The sequence below is a fragment of the Kutzneria viridogrisea DSM 43870 genome (assembly GCF_000525635.1).
Taxonomy (GTDB): domain Bacteria; phylum Actinomycetota; class Actinomycetes; order Mycobacteriales; family Pseudonocardiaceae; genus Kutzneria; species Kutzneria viridogrisea.
In genome coordinates this window covers 6,045,974-6,063,666 of the sequence record NZ_CP007155.1, presented here as the reverse complement: position 1 = coordinate 6,063,666, position 17,693 = coordinate 6,045,974, and the positions used below count along the sequence as shown (strand labels likewise).

At 67.2% G+C, this 17,693-nt stretch carries 19 protein-coding genes and 2 pseudogenes; 16 read left to right on the top strand and 5 right to left on the bottom strand.

The window, feature by feature from the left end; all coding sequences use genetic code 11:
- Positions 1–215: 215 nt before the first annotated feature.
- On the bottom strand, positions 216–476 hold the full coding sequence (locus KALB_RS49450; protein ID WP_236650031.1) for a hypothetical protein: 261 nt from the start codon (positions 474–476) through the stop codon (positions 216–218).
- A gap of 226 nt (positions 477–702) precedes the next feature.
- Between KALB_RS49450 and KALB_RS26955 the strand changes: the two genes are divergently transcribed.
- The 5 genes from KALB_RS26955 (at position 703) to KALB_RS26935 (ending at position 4,581) form a co-directional block, all read left to right on the top strand.
- Positions 703–1,047, top strand: a complete 345-nt coding sequence (locus KALB_RS26955; protein ID WP_025358798.1) for a hypothetical protein — start codon at positions 703–705, stop codon at positions 1,045–1,047.
- A gap of 239 nt (positions 1,048–1,286) precedes the next feature.
- Positions 1,287–1,556 (top strand): hypothetical protein, encoded by a 270-nt coding sequence (locus KALB_RS26950; protein ID WP_025358797.1) that lies wholly within the window; start codon positions 1,287–1,289, stop codon positions 1,554–1,556.
- Positions 1,557–1,637: 81 nt separating this feature from the next.
- Positions 1,638–2,678, top strand: a complete 1,041-nt coding sequence (locus KALB_RS26945; RefSeq protein WP_025353822.1) for an IS630 family transposase — start codon at positions 1,638–1,640, stop codon at positions 2,676–2,678.
- The gene (locus KALB_RS26940; RefSeq protein WP_236650030.1) at positions 2,663–3,667 is read left to right on the top strand and encodes a cytochrome P450; all 1,005 of its coding nucleotides are present in this window, start codon (positions 2,663–2,665) and stop codon (positions 3,665–3,667) included. Before KALB_RS26945 ends, KALB_RS26940 begins: the two co-directional genes overlap by 16 nt.
- 20 nt (positions 3,668–3,687) lie before the next feature.
- Positions 3,688–4,581: an acyl-ACP thioesterase domain-containing protein gene (locus tag KALB_RS26935; protein WP_025358795.1), complete on the top strand. Its 894-nt coding sequence runs from the start codon at positions 3,688–3,690 to the stop codon at positions 4,579–4,581.
- A 185-nt stretch (positions 4,582–4,766) separates the two neighbouring features.
- On the opposite strand, the gene KALB_RS49445 is transcribed toward KALB_RS26935, so the two are convergent.
- Complete coding sequence (locus KALB_RS49445) at positions 4,767–5,834, bottom strand: integrase core domain-containing protein (protein ID WP_025358794.1); 1,068 nt, start codon at positions 5,832–5,834, stop codon at positions 4,767–4,769.
- A gap of 78 nt (positions 5,835–5,912) precedes the next feature.
- Here KALB_RS49445 and KALB_RS26925 point away from each other — a divergent pair.
- A pseudogene (locus KALB_RS26925) lies at positions 5,913–6,119 on the top strand (hypothetical protein); the annotation flags it as partial.
- 39 nt (positions 6,120–6,158) lie between these two features.
- Here the strand turns inward: KALB_RS26925 and KALB_RS26920 are convergent.
- From KALB_RS26920 to KALB_RS26910, 3 genes are read right to left on the bottom strand one after another with little or no spacing between them, the layout of a single operon-like run.
- The gene (locus KALB_RS26920; RefSeq protein ID WP_025358792.1) at positions 6,159–6,803 is read right to left on the bottom strand and encodes an FMN-binding negative transcriptional regulator; all 645 of its coding nucleotides are present in this window, start codon (positions 6,801–6,803) and stop codon (positions 6,159–6,161) included.
- 16 nt (positions 6,804–6,819) lie between these two features.
- Positions 6,820–7,245 (bottom strand): aromatic-ring hydroxylase C-terminal domain-containing protein, encoded by a 426-nt coding sequence (locus KALB_RS49440; RefSeq protein WP_236650029.1) that lies wholly within the window; start codon positions 7,243–7,245, stop codon positions 6,820–6,822.
- Positions 7,206–8,297: an FAD-dependent monooxygenase gene (locus KALB_RS26910; RefSeq protein ID WP_025358790.1), complete on the bottom strand. Its 1,092-nt coding sequence runs from the start codon at positions 8,295–8,297 to the stop codon at positions 7,206–7,208. The genes KALB_RS49440 and KALB_RS26910 overlap by 40 nt, the downstream gene beginning before the upstream one ends.
- Positions 8,298–8,573: 276 nt before the next feature.
- On the opposite strand from KALB_RS26910, the gene KALB_RS26905 reads away from it, so the two are divergent.
- The 10 genes and pseudogenes from KALB_RS26905 (at position 8,574) to KALB_RS50275 (ending at position 17,642) form a co-directional block, all read left to right on the top strand.
- Positions 8,574–8,915 carry a PadR family transcriptional regulator gene (locus tag KALB_RS26905; RefSeq protein ID WP_025358789.1) on the top strand — a complete coding sequence of 114 codons (342 nt, stop codon included), beginning with the start codon at positions 8,574–8,576 and terminating at the stop codon, positions 8,913–8,915.
- Positions 8,905–9,297, top strand: coding sequence for a DUF1048 domain-containing protein (locus KALB_RS26900; protein ID WP_025358788.1), 393 nt, complete (start codon positions 8,905–8,907; stop codon positions 9,295–9,297). The genes KALB_RS26905 and KALB_RS26900 overlap by 11 nt, the downstream gene beginning before the upstream one ends.
- Before the next feature lie 53 nt (positions 9,298–9,350).
- Positions 9,351–10,130, top strand: a pseudogene (locus tag KALB_RS26895) (ABC transporter ATP-binding protein).
- Positions 10,127–10,888 carry an ABC transporter permease gene (locus tag KALB_RS26890; RefSeq protein WP_025358787.1) on the top strand — a complete coding sequence of 254 codons (762 nt, stop codon included), beginning with the start codon at positions 10,127–10,129 and terminating at the stop codon, positions 10,886–10,888. The pseudogene KALB_RS26895 and the gene KALB_RS26890 overlap by 4 nt, the downstream one beginning before the upstream one ends.
- 132 nt (positions 10,889–11,020) lie before the next feature.
- Positions 11,021–11,857 (top strand): DUF4097 family beta strand repeat-containing protein, encoded by an 837-nt coding sequence (locus KALB_RS26885; RefSeq protein WP_025358786.1) that lies wholly within the window; start codon positions 11,021–11,023, stop codon positions 11,855–11,857.
- 188 nt (positions 11,858–12,045) lie between these two features.
- Positions 12,046–12,741 carry an ABC transporter ATP-binding protein gene (locus tag KALB_RS26880; RefSeq protein ID WP_025358785.1) on the top strand — a complete coding sequence of 232 codons (696 nt, stop codon included), beginning with the start codon at positions 12,046–12,048 and terminating at the stop codon, positions 12,739–12,741.
- Complete coding sequence (locus KALB_RS26875; RefSeq protein ID WP_025358784.1) at positions 12,738–14,999, top strand: ABC transporter permease; 2,262 nt, start codon at positions 12,738–12,740, stop codon at positions 14,997–14,999. Before KALB_RS26880 ends, KALB_RS26875 begins: the two co-directional genes overlap by 4 nt.
- A gap of 255 nt (positions 15,000–15,254) precedes the next feature.
- Positions 15,255–15,992 carry a hypothetical protein gene (locus KALB_RS26870; protein ID WP_148309677.1) on the top strand — a complete coding sequence of 246 codons (738 nt, stop codon included), beginning with the start codon at positions 15,255–15,257 and terminating at the stop codon, positions 15,990–15,992.
- A gap of 337 nt (positions 15,993–16,329) precedes the next feature.
- Positions 16,330–16,770: a hypothetical protein gene (locus KALB_RS26865; protein ID WP_148309676.1), complete on the top strand. Its 441-nt coding sequence runs from the start codon at positions 16,330–16,332 to the stop codon at positions 16,768–16,770.
- 665 nt (positions 16,771–17,435) lie between these two features.
- The gene (locus KALB_RS50275) at positions 17,436–17,642 is read left to right on the top strand and encodes an Imm1 family immunity protein (protein WP_411931074.1); all 207 of its coding nucleotides are present in this window, start codon (positions 17,436–17,438) and stop codon (positions 17,640–17,642) included.
- Positions 17,643–17,693 lie beyond the last annotated feature (51 nt).

Sequence of the window (17,693 nt, the reverse complement as noted above, 5' to 3'; positions counted from 1 at the left end):
GCGACGCCATTGGCTTTAAGGATCTCCCATACCGTGGAGGGAGCGATCCTGATACCGAGCAGGGCGAGTTCGCTGTGGATGCGCTGGTAGCCCCGTGAGGGGTTCTCAGTTGCCAGACGGGGGACGAGGTGGCGGATCGAGGCGCGCGTGCGTGGACGCCCTGGCCTGTGGTTCACGCTCGCGTGGGCGTGGCGGGTTTTGGCCAGGTCGCGATGTCATCGCGGCGCTGTGTCCGGGCTGACCAGCAGTTGGGGTCGGCGCAGGGTTGCGCGGGCCAGTGGCACGAGGAGCGCTGCGAGAAATGTCCTGTCCGCGGGGCGAAGTTGAGGGCGTTGATCGCCGAGTTGTCGTTGCAGGATGGTGAGTTGGTGGCGTAGGGCGAGGATCTCAATGTCCTTCTCGCGGTTGGTCATCGGTAGTAGCCGCAGCGCGGCGAAGGCGTTGGTGACGGCGAGGTAGGCGAAGCGAATGAGCATGAGCGGTGAGCATGCCAGGGGGTGTCTGGTCGCACGCCGATGACTGTTGACCTGCATGGATGTACTTCTCGGCACGTACAGGGTTGGACTACCTTGACAGCCAGGAGGAAGCCCAGCTGACCAAGGTCATCCCGCAGGCCGCGTTCGTCGTCGTGTAGAGCGCCGGGCACGTGGCGAGCTCGTGGAACTCGTGCGCTGAGCGGCGTACAGCGAAGATCGCAGCACCTTGGCCGACTGGAAGCTGGCGATGGTGGCGTGGAACGCTGTCGAGGACGCCGCGTACCGCAGCATCCGGATGACCGGCACGCACGGCCGCGGCCTGCGCGGTGGATCCTCTGTGAAATCTGGCGACCATATCGATTACCAGGAAACCCAGTTCACTGTGGACAGTACCGTCACCGGGCACGCGGTGTTCGACAGGAAGACCAACGCCCTGAACGCGACCGTGACGGTCAACGGCAGCGACACGCTGACCATGACCGCCCCACTGTTCGACGGCGACGCACCGTACGTGAAGGTGACCGGCACCATCGACGGCCGGCCGGTGTCGTTGCTGGCGCCGGCTCGTTAGCGGTAGCTTGGCGTCCAAGAACCACACCCGACGTGAGGCAGGCTCGGATAGCCCTCCCGGTGTTTCCACCATTGGCTTTCTCCGATCCGCCTCCCGCACCCGCCGTGTGCCTCCTCGACGCAACGGGCGCCCGGTGACTCGCCGTGCGGCACCTTCCGGCCGGCCCCGTAACCTGGCCGCCGACAGCGTGGCTCCGTCGGACCAGGCTGACAGGCCCCGGCCCCTGAGAGGAGATCAGAATGGACGACGACGCGAGTTCACCGGCTCTGCCCGAACTGGCCTCCCAACGAGACGGGTTCGGTCTCGACCCGGATGTTCGGCGGCGACGCGACTCCGGCGAGGTCTACCGGGTGCGGTCGCCGCTGGGGCATGAGGCCACCCTCTTCAGCCGCTATGACGACGTCCGGGCGGTGCACGGCGATGCCGAACGGCTGCGGCTCGACGCGATCGGCCCCTCGCCCGGTCTAAGCAGGTTGCCAGAAGTTGTGTCTGTAACTCGCGTGAGTTGACCTTGCCGTGAACGTGAAGAGCCTCGTCGGGTTGGATTCGGTTACCACACCAGACTCCACCACGACGAGGCCTCCACCAGTATGCGCCCCGCGCATGTCTACGCCGACTTGACCCCTGCCCAGCACCTCGAACTGGTCACCGCGCTGCACGGACCCTGGCGAGTCGCCACCCGCATCGTCATCGTCTTGCTGTCCGCGTCCGGGATGAGCGCGCCCGAGATCGCGGAACTTCTGCACTACGAGCCGGTCACGGTGCGCCGCTGGATCACCCGACACACCCGCGACGGCATCAACGGGCTACCCGACCGACCCCGCAGCGGACGCCCCCGCCTGGGCAGCCCCACGCTCGGACACCGCATCCACACCCTGCTGCACACCCCGAAAGCCTGGACCACCGCACGACTGTGGCGCGCCGCCCGACGCCCCGAAATGAGCCTGCGCACCTTCTACCGGCGACTGCGTGAACACGCCAGGTGGCGGCGTCCCCGGCTGATCGCCAAAGGCGACCCCGACCACGACACGACCTGCGCCACGATCCAGGCCCGCCTCGCCGCACTCCCCACCGGCTCCGTGGTTCTGGCCGAGGACGAAACCCACCTCGACCTGCTGCCGCGGGTCCGATCGTGCTGGATGCCCACCGGCCTGCGTCACCGGATCCTGACTCCCGGCAGCAACATCCGCCGCACCATCCACGGCGCGATCGACCTCACCACCGGCGCCTGGCACCACCACGTCTCCGTCAAGAACGTCTCCGTGGTGTTCTGCTACTTCCTGCAACAGGTACTCGACGCCTACCCCGACGCCCCTGTTGTCGCGGTGATCTGTGACAACGGCGGCACCCATCACAGCGGGATCACTCGCCGCTGGCTGGCCGAACACCCGCGCCTGTTACTGATCGAGGGCGCGAAATACAGCCCGCAGGACAACCCCGTCGAACGCGTCTGGGCCGGCCTCAAGCACCACATCGCCAACACCGCGCCAGCCACGATGGCCGGCCGCGTCCGACAGGCACACGCCTACTTCCGCGACCGGAGCACCGAACAGAACCTGATCACCGCCGCGCCCTGGACCAGCCCCTGGCTACCCGAAGGTTTCGGACAAGACTTTTGGCCACGTGCTTAGCCGCCGAGGGCGTGGACGACGAGCAGATGAAGCGGCGCCGAGCAGGTCGGCTGCTGATGCTGGATCCACCCGAGCACACCCGTCTGCGGCGTCTGCTGACCGCGACGTTCACGGTCCGGCGGGCCAGGGCGCTGGCCCCGCGGATACAGACGATCATCGACGAGCACCTCGACGCGATGGCGGCCGCAGGCCCGCCCGCCGATCTGGTTTCCGCGTTCGCGCTCCCGGTGCCTTCGCTGGTGATCTGCGAGCTGCTCGGGGTGCCGTTCGCCGACCGGGCCGAGTTCGGTGCGCGCAGCAACCGGTTCTTCGACACGACCATGACCCCTCGGGAACGGCTGCGGCTGGACGCCGAAGCCGACGCCTACATGCACACCCTGGTCGCGCGGCATAGGGAACGGCCGGGAGACGACCTGCTGAGCCTGTTGATCCGCGAGCACGGCTCGGGTGCGCTTTCCGACGAGGAGCTGGTCGGCCTGGCGGATCTGCTGCTGATCGCCGGCCACGAGACCACTGCGAACGTGATCTCACTCGGAACGCTCGCGTTGCTGCGCCACCCTGACCAGCTCGCGCTGGTGCGCGACGATCCGAGCGCGGTCGAGGACGCGGTCGAGGAGCTGCTGCGTTTCACCTCGGTCCTGCACGCCGGCTTCGTCCGGGTGGCTGTCGAGGACACCACGATCGGCGGGCATCCGGTGCGGCGTGGCGACCACGTGGTGACCTCGCTGCCCGCGGCGAACCGCGATCCGGCGCTGCTGGAGGACGGAGACGAACTCGACGTCACCCGCGGCCGCTGCCCACATGTCGCCTTCGGCCACGGTATCCACCACTGTCTCGGCGCGACCCTGGCTCGCCTCGAACTACAGCTGGCGCTTCCGGCGTTGCTGAAGCGGTTCCCCGGGTTGTGCCTCGCCGACCCCGCAGCCACACCCGCCTTCAAGCAGCGCGCGCTGATCTACGGTCTGCGGTCCCTGCCCGTAGCCTGGTGACCATCCCGAAAGGAACAACGTTGACCATCGACGAGCAGTCCGCCGCCGCGCCCCTGGCCGAGGCCGACTTTCCCCACCACCAGCAGGTGGTGCAACGGTTCGGCGACCTCGCACCGGACGGCACGACGAGCACAGTGGCGTTGTCGCGCCTGTTCGAGCATCCCCGGGTCGGCCTGCGCTTCTCGCGCTTCGACAAGCTCGCGGCCGACGGCGGGTTCGGGCCGTTCCACATCCTGTTTGTCGGCCAGTGTGTCGAACGGCACACGGCGTTCGGCAAGTTCGGCGGGACCATCCGGATCGGCACCGGTATCCAGGCGGTTGGGCGGTCCTCGTACACCTACGGTCAGGGCATGTTCGTCGACGGGAACCTCGTCGCCACGGCCGACGCCACCATCGTGTTCGCCGACAAGTCCGGGCCGATCACCTTGCCGGACGAGCTGCTCGCCGACCTCGAGGAGCTGCGACTGGCGGAAACAGGTGTAGCGGTCGCGTCGAAACCCGATCCGCGCCGCCGCGAGCGGCAGTACTACCCGGCCGCTGCCACCATCCACGCTCGCGTCGGGGACGTCGATCTCAACCGGCACGTCAACTACATCGCCCAGCTGGGCTGGTACGACGAGGCGATCGCGTCTCATGCACACGGCCTGCTGGGAGATGGCTCCACCAGGAAGCTTCCCCGGTTCGTCCCCTGGCGCTACCGGGTGAACTACCTCGGCGAGGTCCTTTACCCCGGCACCTACGACATCGGGATCGCCGTCAGCGGGCACGACGAGCACACCGTGCACTATGAACTGGGACTGTTCGACAGCGGCCAGTGCCTGGGGACAGCGGACGCGGCCGCACCGCGCGGTACGCTCCCCGGCGCCGCGCTTGCGGACGCAGCGCCGCGCACGAGGGGCGAAGTCACGGAGTGAGGACGTCGTATCGGGCGGCCCCTGTCAGGCCGATCGGATCAGCTCAGCCGCCCGCCCGGCGATCATGATCGGCGGTGCAGGCGCCGACGCCACGGCCCGGTAGCGGTGGCGGCCGCCGTTGTTGTCGACCTCGCGTTTGATCGTGTGGGGTTCCAAACATCGGTCACCGGCGCTGACCAGTAGTTTTACGCAGCCCGTTCGTACTCGTTGATCAAGCTTCCGAGAAGCCGCTGGCGCTTGATCCGCTGGGAGTTGAGGTTCGCCACCAAGTAGGTCGGCCGGGGCGGGCGGAGGTCGCGGGACCGGTGCGGCCGTCGACCGTTGTAGTGCCGGATGTACTCGGCGAGCACGGCGTTGAGGTGCCGCTGGCTCAGGACCAGCATGCGGTCGGTGAGCTCGGTTCTGGCGGTGAGTACGAACCGTTCGGCGTAGCAGTTCGCCCGTGGGCAGCGTGGAGGAATCCTTACCGTCTTGATGGCCACGTCAGCCAGGACGGCGTCGAATGAGGCCGCGAACTGGCCAGCCCGGTCGCGGATGAGAAACCTGAACTCGTCGACTCGGTCACCGAGGTCCATCACGAGGTTGCGGATCTGCTGGGTGGTCCACCCGCCGCCCGGATTGGTGGTCGTGCCGAGGATGTGGGCGTAGCGGCTGCCGACCTCCAGCACGAAGAACGCGGAGATCCGCTGGAGGGTGAGCGCGCAGTCGACATGGAAGAAGTCGCATGCCAGCCTCGTCGAGGCCTGCGTGCGCAGGAACTGCCGCCAGGTCGTGTCGGTGTGCCGGCTCGGCGCTGGAGGTATGCGCGCCCGCTTCAGGATCCGCCGGATCGTCGAGGCACCGACCTGGTGTCCAAGCTTGAGCAGCTCCCCTTGAATCCTCTTGTAGCCCCAGCTGTGGTTTTCTGTGGCCATCCGTTCGATCAGCCCGGCGATCGCCTCGTTGACGGGCGGACGCCCGTGCCGGTGTGGATAGGTCCACTTCGCGGCTATCAGTCGATGGTGCCGGCGCAGGATCGTGCTCGGGGTAACCAGCCGGTGCAGCCGGAGCCCCTTGAGTAGCAGGCGGACCAGCGCTGCGAACACAGCCCGGTCGGCCCAGTCCAGGCGAGGTTTCGGGTTGCCTCTGCGCAGCACGGTGACCTCGTGGCGGAGCACGAGCAACTCGGCGTCCTTGGACGCCGACGTGCGGCCCAGCAATACCAGCAGGCCCACCAGCCGGAGGAAGATCAGGTAGAGCAGACGCAGCGACATGGCTGGCGATCATGCCGTGTCCGTTGACCGTGCCTGTCGTCGCAGGTTAGATGCGTGGGCCCACTTCTGGAACCCCACAGGCTTCAGGTGCAACGGGACTACCGCGTCGTCACGGTCCCGGAGATGCGGTGCGGCATCTACCTCCAGGGCGGCACCGAGCACACCCACGGGCTGACGTCGTCGCTGCTGTCGAACATCGTGATCCGCACCGGCGAGATCACCGACTCGATCATCACGCGGCGCGCGGAGCTGAACGTCGGCGAACGCAGGACCGTGAACGGATGACGGGCGCCGAGGTGACGCCCGGCCGCCTCGCTGAAGTCCTTACGGCAGTTGGGTCATGAGAGCGGCGGTCTGCGCGTGCCTCCCGCAGCCGCGCTCGGAGAACGACGTCACCACGCGCTTACGGACCTCGGGCTTCTGCTCCTGGCTGAGCTTGAACATCCCATCGGCTCGTGTCACCCGGATCCGGAACGCGCCCACAGCCGGCACGATCTTGCGGAAGTAGCCGAGGGACTCGGTCATGTCCCAGCTGTCGCCGAAGAACTTCTCGAAAACCTTGACGGTCGCCTGCACGACCTCCAGTGTCTCTTCGATCGACTCGATCTTCTCCACGACGCCGTGCGCGTGCACTGACGTGAAGTTCCACGTCGGTGCGGCCGGACTGATCTCGTAGACGGTCGGGGACACGTAGGCGTGCGGGCCGGTGAAGGTCAGCAGGACGGTGGCGCCGTTCTCCAACGCCGTCCACTGTGGATTGGCCCGGTTCATGTGGCCCAGCAACGGCCAGCCGGCCAGCTTCTCGGCGGGCGGACCGTCCCAGGCGGGATCGGTGATCACGGGCAGGTGGGTGGCGAAAGGCCCGTCGGCCGGATTCCCGTTGCTGGCCAGCAGCGCCAGGGGGTTCTGCCGCATCAGGTCGACCATCCAGGAGACGTCCGGTTCCCGGTAGTGGCTGGGGACGAACATGGAGCGTGCACCCCTTTCACGGTGTGACGGTCTTGGCGGGGCCGAACCAGGTGGACAGCGCGGTCCGCAGAGCCGGGACGTCCGGTGGGACGTCGGCGTCGGCCACCCAGGCGACATGACCGTCGGGCCGGATGAGCAGCGCTGCGGGCGCGTCGACCTCGCCGACGACGGGGACGGGCCAGTAGTCGTGCTCACTGCGTGCCTCGACGACGTCGACGCGATCCGTCCACCCCGCCGCCGTCACCTCGGTGTTGCCGCTCAGGTTGAGCAGGACCGGGCGAGCGGCGTGCAGGAGCTCGTGGACGCGGGTGGCGCCGTGCGCGGTCTTCAGCGTGGCGTCGGGTACCCGGCGACCGGCCAGTGGGTGGTCGCCCGCGGGGTACCGCACGTCCAGGCCGGTGATCATCTCCCGCAGGTGCCGGTTGACGTCGTCGAACACCATGAGCGAGCCGAACACTTCGCGCAGTGCGTCCATCTCGGCGCCGGGCCTGGCCAGTGCCGACTGCGCGCGGGTGTTGTGCAGCACGCGTTCCGCGACGGGATGGCGTTCGGTGTGGTAGCTGTCGAGCAGCGCGTCCGGCGCATCGCCGCGGCGAGCTTCCAGTCGAGGTTGACGGCGTCCTGCACGCCGATGTTCAACCCCTGCCCGCCCGCTGGGTAGTGGATGTGCGCCGCGTCGCCCGCGAGCAGCACCCGTCCGTCGCGGTACCTGTCCGCCTGCCGCGCCGCATCCCCGAACCTGGAGATCCACTTTGGACTGTGCATGCCGTAGTCGGTTCCCGCGAGCCGGATCAGCGCCTCCCGCAGCATGGCGAACGTCGTGGGTTCGTCACGGCCGGGAATGTGGTCGTACTCGGAGGTGATCATCCGGAACCAGCCGGGTTCCAGCGAGATGGCGGAGAAGTGGCCGGTCGGGCACCGCCGCATGAAGATGAAGTCCTCGGGCAGGTCGGGCAGCCGGACGTCTCCGAGCAGAGCGGTCATCGTCGCCGGGGTGCCGGGAAAGCCGATTCCCGCGAGCTTGCGCACCGCGCTGCGCCCACCGTCGCGCCCGACGAGGTACCGGGCGTTCAGCGTCGTTCCCGTGGCCAGGCCGACCTCCACGCCGTTCTCGTCCTGGCGCAGGCCGGTCACCTCGGACGACCAGCGCACCTCCACGCCGAGCTCGGCCGCCCACCGTTCCAGCAGCCGTTCGATGACGGACTGCAGGAGCATCAGCGGGTGCGGGTGGCGGGACTCGAGTCCGTCGAAGTCCAGCCACAGCCCGGAGAAGTGGCCCACCGGCGTCGGATCGCCCGCATCGAGGAAGCGGTCGAGCACACCGTGCTGGTCCAGCACCTCCAAGGTACGGGAATGTATTCCACCCGCCCGCGACTCACCCGTTCGCTCGGGCAGCGCGTCGACCACGGTCACGCCGACGTTCGCCAGACGGAGTTCGCAGGCGAGCATCAGGCCGGTCGGCCCGCCGCCCGCGAGCACCACGTCCGTGTTCAAATCTTTGTCCCCCAAGGTGTTTCGCCCCCAGTCCACTGCGTAGACGACGTACTTGAATCACCCCTCACGGTCTTCGAAGCCGATCGGCCGGTCAATACAGCGCCCTGTCCCTGCGGGCAAGCCGTCGCCGAGCCTTGCTTGTCCCGCTGGCGGGTCCGGGCGGGTCCGGCCGCGCGACCTCGGCCACATGTCCGTCCAAACGACCTTGCGCCGGGAGTGGTACTCAGTGCTACTGTGTACCGGTACTCAGCAACGCCAGGTAGCTCGGAGGCGTCCTTGGGCAGGCAAGCGACGGAAATGCTCAAGGGCACGCTCGAGGGCATCGTCCTCGCGATTCTCGCCGGCCGGTCCGCGTACGGGTACGAGATCACGGCGTGGCTTCGGGACAGGGGGTTCACCGAGATCGCGGAGGGAACGATCTACGCGCTGTTGGTCCGGATCGAGCAGCGCGGCCTCGTGGACGTGGAGAAGGTTCCTTCGGAGAAGGGGCCTCCGCGCAAGGTGTACTCCTTGAACGACGAGGGGCGGGAGTATCTCGAAGAGTTCTGGAAGACCTGGAGTTTCCTCAGCGAACAGCTCGAACAGCTCCGGGAAGGGGGGAACGGCAGTGGGCACTGAGCCGGGCGAGCAGAAGAACCGCTACCTGCGGTATCTGGAGGTCGTGACCGGATCGTTCGAGGAGAAACGGCGCTACCGGCAGTGCAAGGAGCGGATCGAACGGCTCCCTCACGACTACCGCACGGCGGTCGAGGCGCTGCAGCGGTACATGCAGCACTTTGGCCCTGACCAGTCGGAGAGCCTGGTGACGATGCTGGAGGACCTGACAGACCTGTTCGAGCAGAGCACGGCCGACGGAATCCCGTTGCGCGAGGTCGTCGGCGAGGACCCGGTGGAGTTCGCGGAGACGTTCCTGCGCAACTACCCCGGCGGCTCGTGGATCCGCAGGGAGCGGGACCGGCTGACCAAGGCGATCGACCGCGTGACGGGAGGCATGCAGTGACCGACCAGAGGACGGAAACCTGGATGGCAGTTGACTAGAACCAGGAGTTCGCGATCCGCGTCGCGGGCCTGGAGAAGTCCTTCAAGGATCTGCACGTGCTGCGCGGGGTGGACTTCGAGGTGGCGCGAGGCAGCATCTTCGCGCTGCTCGGCTCCAACGGAGCTGGCAAGACCACGGTCGTGCGGATCCTGTCCACGTTGCTCAAGGCCGACGCGGGATCGGTCGACGTCAACGGCTTCGACGTCGCCACGCAGTCTGCGGGCGTGCGGGAGTCCATCAGTCTCACCGGGCAGTTCGCCGCGGTGGACGAGATCCTCACGGGGCGGGAGAACCTCGTGCTCGTCGCCCGCCTGCGGAACCTGAAGGATCCGGGCCGGATCGCGGACGGACTGCTCGAGCGGTTCTCCCTGACCGACGCGGCGAACCGGCGGGTGTCGGAGTACTCCGGTGGCATGCGCCGCCGCCTCGACATCGCGATGAGCCTGTCCGGCAACCCGCCGGTGATCTTCCTCGATGAACCGACGACGGGCCTCGACCCGCAGTCGCGCCTCGAGGTGTGGCAGGCGGTCAAGGAACTCGCGGGACGCGGCACCATGGTGCTGCTCACGACGTAGTACCTGGACGAGGCGGAACAGCTCGCCGACCGGATCGCGATCCTCCACAAAGGAACGATCATCGTCAACGGCACGCTCGCCGAGCCGCAGCAGCTGCTGCCGCCCGCCAAGGTCGAGTACGTGGAGAAGAAGCCGACACTGGAGAACGTCTTCCTCGCGCTCGTCAGCGAAGACGGTGGCGGGCGTTCCGCGGAACCCACGAGTCAGGAAAGCAGATGATCACTAGATTCCTGGGTGACACCACCATCCTTCTGGGACGGTCGCTGCGGCACATCGTGCGCAGCGTCGACACGATCATCACGACCGCGGTGATGCCAGTCGCGATGATGCTCCTGTTCGTCTACGTGTTCGGTGGCGCCATCGACACCGGCTCCGACTCGTACGTGAACTACCTGTTGCCCGGCATCCTGCTCATCACCGTCGCGTCCGGGATCGCCTACACCGCGGTCCGACTCTTCACGGACATGAAGAGCGGTATCTTCGAACGCTTCCAGTCCATGCCGATCGTGCGCTCGTCGGTGCTGTGGGCGCACGTGCTCACCTCCCTGGTCGCCAACCTGATCTCGCTCGTCGTCATGCTAGCGGTCGCCCTGCTGATCGGGTTCCGTTCGGGGGCAGGGGTTCTGGCGTGGCTCGCGATCGCCGGAGTGCTGTTCCTCTTCACGCTGGCGCTCACGTGGATTGCCGTCATCCCCGGTCTGTCCGCCAAGTCCGCGGAGGGCGCGAGCGCGTTCTCCTACCCGCTCATCTTCCTGCCGTTCCTCAGCACCGCCTTCGTCCCCACCGCCACGATGCCCGGCCCGGTCCGCGTGTTCGCCGAGAACCAGCCGGTCACGCCGATCGTGAGCGCCATCCGCGCGCTGATGACCGAACAGCCGGTGGGCAACGACATCTGGATCGCTCTAGGCTGGTGCGTCGGCGTTCTCGTCGTCGCGTACTTCCTCGCCATCTCCGCATACCGCCGCAAGATCTCCTAGTTCCACGGCGCTAGCGCACATCAGATCGCCGCAGGCTTCCGCTTTCACACCGGGGCAGTCACCCGGTCTCCGCAGGCACCGCCGCGCAGACCGGGCACCCCGGGACACACACGCACAAGAGGGGAATTTGTCATGCCTACTTTCGCCACGCCCGAGCCCATCACGGTGAAGCTCGCCACCGCCGGAGTGCAGGTGCGGATCGCCACGACAGAGCGCCCGGACACCGTGGTGACGGTCCAGCCCATCAACAGCGCGATCGAGTCGGATGTGAAGGTCGCCGAGCGCACCAAGGTCGACTTCTCCAACGGCACGCTGTCGATCGAGACCTCGAAGTCGGGGGAGAGGACGGGATCGGCCGCCATCGCGGTCGAACTGCCGGTCGGGTCCAGGTTGCTGATCAACACGGTGTGGACGGACGTGCACGCCAACGGCCGGTTCGGCGACTGCGAGCTGCACGTGGCGTCGGGCGGGAAGTTCCAGCTCGACCACGTCGGCTCCCTGAAGGCGAGCCTCACGGCCGGTGACGTCATCGTCGGGCGCGTCGCGGGCACCGCGGTCATCGAGAACAGCTCGGCAGCGCTGTGGCTCGGCGAGATCGAGGGCGCCGTCCGCTACCGGGCGTCGAGCGGCACGATCCGGATCGGCCACGCGTTGGCGGCCGTCGACCTGAGCACCTCCAGCGGCGGCATCGAGGTGGACCGCGCCGACGGAGACGTCGTCGCCAAGGCCGCCAACTGTCCTATTCGGATCGGCAGGCTGACGCGGGGCACGGCGGAGCTCGAGAACAGCTCCGGCGGCATCGAGGTCGGTGTCAGCGAGTACACCTCCGCCGTCGTGGACGCGGAGAGCACGAAGGGCACTGTTCGCAACTCTTTGCCCGTGCAGGATGCGGGCCAGTCCGGTGACAGCGTCAAGATCCACGCCCGCAACCGCCACGGCGACATCGTCCTGCGGCGCGCGCTCGACTGACCGTCAACGCCGAAACTCCGCCGCAAGACGGTGCCCTCGGCGATGTCGGTGAATCCCTGGCCCAGAGCCACGCGGCGATTCCGGGACGCCCTTGAGCATCGCTGTCATCCGCTTGCCCACCGGCCACTTCTGCTACTCGGTGTCGATGAGCACAGAACCTTCGGCACCGCATAAGAAAAGGACATGGAATGTTCGTATCAGCATCAGGGCTCGCGAAGAGCTACGACACGGGAGTGGTCACGCCCGTCCTCAGGGGGGCCGCGCTCGAACTGGACCGCAGCCGTATCGGCGTGATCCTGGGCCCATCCGGCTCGGGGAAATCGACACTGATGAACATCATCGGCGGGGTCGATCGCGCGGACGAGGGCGTCGTCGAGGTGGACGGCGAGCGCATCACCGATCTCGACGACGACGGGCTCGTGGAGTACCGGCGGGAGAGCGTCGGCTTCGTCTTCCAGTTCTACAACCTCGTGCCCAACCTCACGGCGGGCGAGAACATCGAGGTGGTGTCGAACATCAGCAAGCAGCCGTTGGCGATCGACGAGGTGCTCGCCGCCGTCGGGCTGACCGAGAAGAAGAACCGGTTCCCCCGGGAGCTCTCTGGTGGCGAGCAGCAGCGTGTCGCGATCGCGCGAGCCATCGTGAAGAACCCGAAACTGCTGCTGTGCGATGAGCCGACCGGTGCGCTCGACATCGCGACGTCGCGCGATGTCCTCGCGCAGCTCCAGCGGGTGAACACCCAGTTCGGAACGACGATTCTGATGATTACGCACAACGTCGCCGTCGCCGAGATGGCGCACGCCGTTTTCCGTATGCGCGACGGTGAGGTGGAGCACGCGACGCAGAATGCGGAGCCCGTGCCGGCCGAGAGGATCAGCTGGTGACCGCCCTGCGCCACCGCGTCCGGCGCATCCTCGCCGAGCAGAAGTTCCGGTTCGCCGGCATCGTCGTCCTCGTTCTCCTGGGCAGTTTCTACTTCACGGCGGCCACCGGCGTGGCAGGCAGCCTGGAGCGGACGGTGGACGGGTTCGCGACGGCGAACCAGCAGGAGGATCTGACCTTCACGACCGACCGGCCCCTCGCGGACATCGCGGCGTTGGGGGCGGGGTCCGGCTCGACGATCGAGGCGCAACAGCGGCACGACGTCACGCTGCCGCACGGGGTGCTGCGCGCTCTCACCGCGGGCAACAAGGTCGACGTTCCGACGGTGCTGACCGGTCGGGGCCTGCGGGGCCAAGGGGAGATCCTCCTCGATCCGCGCTTCCTGCAAGCGCAGGGCCTGCGGGTCGGTGGCGGCATCGTCCTGGAAGGCAAGCCCTTCACGATTGTCGGCACGGCGGCCGTGCCGAACTACGTCTACATCCTCAAGAACTTCTACGACGTGCTGCCGACCACCGGTTTCGGTATCGGTGTCGTGTCGGCGGCCGATATGGCGGCATTCTCGGGGGCCGCCGCGAACCCGACCGGGACCTACGGCGTGCGTTTCCGGGACCGGGAGAACATCGAAGCGCAGACCAGGAACCTGCGCGACCGGATCCGTGCCGGCGGGTACTCGATCTCGGAGTGGATGAGCGCCTCGGACAATCCGCGGATCAGCATGGCCCAGGGCAACATCAAGAGCATGCAGGCGATGAGCTTCCCGGTGGCGGTCGCCTTCTTTCTGCTGAGCTGCGTGATCGTGAGCGTGATGGTCATGCGTACCGTGAAGTCCGACAGCGTCGTGATCGGCACGCTGTACGCGCTCGGCTACCGTCGCCGCGAGATGACTCGCCACTACCTGGCGATACCGTTGCTGGTCGCGGCAGTGGGAGCCATCGCCGGTATGCTGCTGGCGCTGCTCGCCGTTGGGCCCGTCGTCGACTCGATGCTGTCCGCGTACAACCTGCCCGGCATCGGGACCAGCTTCTCCCCGCTCAACCTCGCGATCGCCGTGCTGATGCCGACGGTCCTGATCGGAGCGGCGAGCTTGCTGGTGATCCGTCGGATTCTCGGCAAGCGCGTCGCCGAGCTCATGAAGGGCGACGAGCAGGCGGCCAAGGTGAACGCGCTCGAACGCGCACTCCCGCTCGACCGGTTCCGGTTCGCCACGAAGTTCAGGATCCGCGAACAGGCGCGGAGCATCCCGCGCCTGCTCTTCCTGATCCTCGGTGTGGCTGCGGCGTCGATGGTCATGCTCTTCGGACTCACGTTCAACAACTCGATGAGCGTGGCCACAGAGCAGGGCTCCCTCGTGCGATACCAGTACCCCATCGAGTACAACTTCACGCAGATACAGAACCTTCAGCAGCGGCCCCTGCCGCAGGGCGCGGAGCCTTACCACACGATTCGTGTGCATCCCGAGGGAAAGGACTCGCTCGAGTTCTACCTGACGGGGGTAGAACCGAACTCGGTCGGCCTGCGGCTCAAGGACACCAGTGGTGCTGCTCTTCCGCGGGGCCAGGTGAACATCACCGCTCCGCTGGCGAGCCGGCTGGGAATCGGGGTGGGCGACACCGTCCGGTTGGTCAGCAAGCTCGACGGTGCGGCGTATACCCTGCGCATCGACGGGATCGTCCAAGCCTACAGCGAGCAGTTCATCACCATGCCCATCGACGATCTCAACCGGATGACCGGGTATCCGGCCGGGAGCTACGGCACCGTGCTCGCCGACCACGAGATGAACTTCGACAAGAACCAACTGGCCGGGGTGCTCGACACGCGCGATCCCACGGCCTTCGACAACCTGAGCGCACCGACCGGGCTCATCGTCGGCTCGGTGACGGCGCTCGCGGTCCTGATCGCGGTCGTCATCCTCTTCCTCGTCACATCACTGATCATCGACGAGAACCGCCACTCCATCGCGCTGCTCAAGATCCTCGGCTACCGCAGGAAGGAGATCGCGAAGCTGATCCTGAACAGCTCGACACCGGCGGTAATCCTCGGTTTCGTCCTCGGGGTGCCATTGATGATTGGCTTCGGGGACGCCCTGTTCGGTGTGGTCGCCGATACCATCAACATGGTCATACCGATGGTGATAAGCCCGCTGCACGTCGTCGTCACCTTCGTGGCGATCATCGCGATATACCAGGTCACCAAACAGCTGTCGAGCAGGAAGATCCTCCGGATTCCCATGAGCGAGGCCCTGAAAGCGGGTGCCGAGTGACCCACAGGAGCATCGACAGGTGACCACGGGCGGCGACCGAGAAGCGTCGGCTTCACGGTCCGCCGCCGACACCGTCGCGATGTCACCGCAGCCAGCCGGACCGCCCACGACGCGGCGTTCCTGTCGCTCGACGGCGGCCGGCAGCGTCGTGACCAGCGCAAACAAAGCAAAAAGGAACAGGAGTCACCCGTAACGAGTGGCGATCCTGTTCCCATCCTTGTGGTGCCCCCGGCCCGGGGCTGGTGTCCTGGACTGGTGCGTCCTGCTGTGCTGGCGGCCCTCGCGCTGTGCCTGGTCCTGGCCGGGTGCGGCGGGGGCCTCTCGCGTGCCGAGTACGAGCACGCGGCCGAGAGTGGGATCGCCGCCCGCGACCGGCAGTCGCACCTGGCCTCCGCCCAATTGGAACTGGCGGCACTGCGAACCCACCTACCGGGACTGGACTGGGGCCCGCACGCCAGCGACGAGTTGTGCGACCTGGACCTGAGCGGGCACACCACCTTCGGGTCCCCGCCACCGGACTCACTGGCATGCCGGACCAGCGTCGTGCAGTACACCGGATTCGACGGGGACCTACCGGCAGCCATCCGGCGCCTCGACGACAGCCTCACCGCGGCGGGCTGGACCCGCGGCACCACCGACGTGAACATGCCCATCAACTACTACCAGTGGTACAAGGGCCGGCCGGAGGGCCCGCGGACCTACGACGCGGGCAGCCTGCCCGGCCTGTACTACACCGCTGCGCACACGACCGCGTGCGCGACCCAGCCGCAGCCGTGGAGCCTGGCGGTGACCTGGCTGGAAGCCGGACAGCCCCTGGGACCGGGGCAATACACCGTGTCCCGGTACAGCACGACCGACACCCCGTTCTACCAGCACAGAGACCCTCTGGACCGCTCGGCGGCGGCGCTGGTGCTGCTGGCCACACATCACTACGTGACCGTGCTGGTCCTGTCGCTGCGCTGCGTCTACACGCCCACCGACCTGCGGAACTAAACCCATGCACCCGCGCCTCACCGGGCGCGACGGCATCATCCCTCACGCCTGGCCAATCCTGGCCGGATGCGCGGCACTCCCGATGCCACCGGCACCTCCGTGGCGCTCACTATCCTGGCGCCATGGCTGACCAGTGTGCGCAACCAGTCCCGGATCCCAGCCGGCGACCTTCCCCGACACCCCAGACCGCGGCCCACCGCTGTCCCGACCAGCAGCGCCCCGGCACCTTGACCATCCAGGCAGCGGCGCTGGACCTGTCGGCACACCGGATCGCGCAGTACGTCAACCTCGCCCCCAGTGACACGCCCGCGCCATGCGGCACAAGGAGTTGAGGACGATGCCGAGCCGCATCACCCGGGACGTGCTCGTGGAGTTCTCGCAGTTCGTGCTGTTCGACGTCTTCGGTGATGCCTCACTCGCCGAGATCGACATCCCGAGGGACTCAGCGTGGGTGGCTGCCAGCGGTTACGGCGGAGCCCGGTTTCACGCCATGGACCAGTCGATTTTCGCGGCGATCGCCGTCGAGGTACACCAGCACGCTCCCGCCGACCCGATGCCGGAGGTGGTCCACGGCTGCGAGGGCGAGTTCGCGACCCCGACGGGCAGGCTTCTGCTCGCGAGCCTGACCGGTAGCCCGAGCGATACCGCGATCGCCCTGCCCAGTCCCGGCCGGTACCGGTTCCGGGCCCGCCGCTGGGCGGTCGATCAGCGCGACCCGGACCGGTCCTATGACACCTTCGAGTCGTGGATCATCCAGATCTGGCACGCAACCGGATGAGTCCAAGGCCACCGGTGTGCTGGGCGAGGTGGCCTGTGACGGTCGCTGGACCACGAGGGTGCGGCGACCACCACGGCCTGGGCAACACAGTGAGATGCGTGTGATCGCGGTGTAGGGGCTGTCGTCGCGTTCAACGTGGGTGGGTGGTGCGGCGATCGCCGTCTGCCGGTCCTGCTGGCCGAGGGCCATCGGTTGACCATGCACGGCCTGATCGGATTCGTGAAGATCTACCAAGCAGGTGAACGGCCGTCATGGCACCGCAGCAACAGGTGTACTGGGACCACAGTCACGCCGACGATCCCGTCGTTATCACCAACCCTGACGACATCGGCTCCGTGCTGGCCCGTATGCGGAGAAGTACCGGGACAAGGGCCTGTCCCGCTGGAGGTGTCGGTGGTGGAGGACTGGGACCACCTGTTGATCGTCGGCGTCCCCGGCGAGGCCGGTGTCCTGATGTGGAGCAGGCCCGAGCAGGACTCCACTCCGGACGGGCCGTGCCATTGCTAGAGCCACGGCTGGCTCTGCTCGTGAATGCTGGCGTCGTCTGCTCGCGAATCTCGCCGTCACCACCAAACCCTCTCTGATCTACTGGTCCGGTCTGGCGATAGGTCAGAGACGACACGGATCATGGGCGGCACTCATCTGCGTCTATGTGATTGGAGAACATGCGCCGTCGCAATTCGCGAGCGAAGCCACACGGCGGCGAACCGCCCGCCTTCTTTGAACCACTGACGTACTACTACAGGGGCAGCCACCGCGAGTTTCCGCCCGAGGACAAGATTCCGCAGTCCACTGTCGCGGAGGGGATGCGCGAGCTCCTGATGCAGAACGGAGACAAGCCCGCGTTGGTGACATGGCGGCACGCCGAGTAGAGCTCACCCGCCCATGAGTAAATGCCTGCCCCCGCACAGGAACCCGCGTCC

Bases quoted from the DNA above. Each gene is read 5' to 3' on its own strand.
- KALB_RS49450 (WP_236650031.1), bottom strand. From the start codon at position 476: ATGCTCATTCGCTTCGCCTACCTCGCCGTCACCAACGCCTTCGCCGCG.
- KALB_RS26950 (WP_025358797.1), top strand. From the start codon at position 1,287: ATGGACGACGACGCGAGTTCACCGGCTCTGCCCGAACTGGCCTCCCAA.
- KALB_RS26945 (WP_025353822.1), top strand. From the start codon at position 1,638: ATGCGCCCCGCGCATGTCTACGCCGACTTGACCCCTGCCCAGCACCTC.
- KALB_RS49445 (WP_025358794.1), bottom strand. From the start codon at position 5,834: ATGTCGCTGCGTCTGCTCTACCTGATCTTCCTCCGGCTGGTGGGCCTG.
- KALB_RS26920 (WP_025358792.1), bottom strand. From the start codon at position 6,803: ATGTTCGTCCCCAGCCACTACCGGGAACCGGACGTCTCCTGGATGGTC.
- KALB_RS49440 (WP_236650029.1), bottom strand. From the start codon at position 7,245: ATGGTGTTCGACGACGTCAACCGGCACCTGCGGGAGATGATCACCGGC.
- KALB_RS26890 (WP_025358787.1), top strand. From the start codon at position 10,127: ATGATCACTAGATTCCTGGGTGACACCACCATCCTTCTGGGACGGTCG.
- KALB_RS26885 (WP_025358786.1), top strand. From the start codon at position 11,021: ATGCCTACTTTCGCCACGCCCGAGCCCATCACGGTGAAGCTCGCCACC.
- KALB_RS26880 (WP_025358785.1), top strand. From the start codon at position 12,046: ATGTTCGTATCAGCATCAGGGCTCGCGAAGAGCTACGACACGGGAGTG.
- KALB_RS26865 (WP_148309676.1), top strand. From the start codon at position 16,330: ATGCCGAGCCGCATCACCCGGGACGTGCTCGTGGAGTTCTCGCAGTTC.
- KALB_RS50275 (WP_411931074.1), top strand. From the start codon at position 17,436: ATGCGCCGTCGCAATTCGCGAGCGAAGCCACACGGCGGCGAACCGCCC.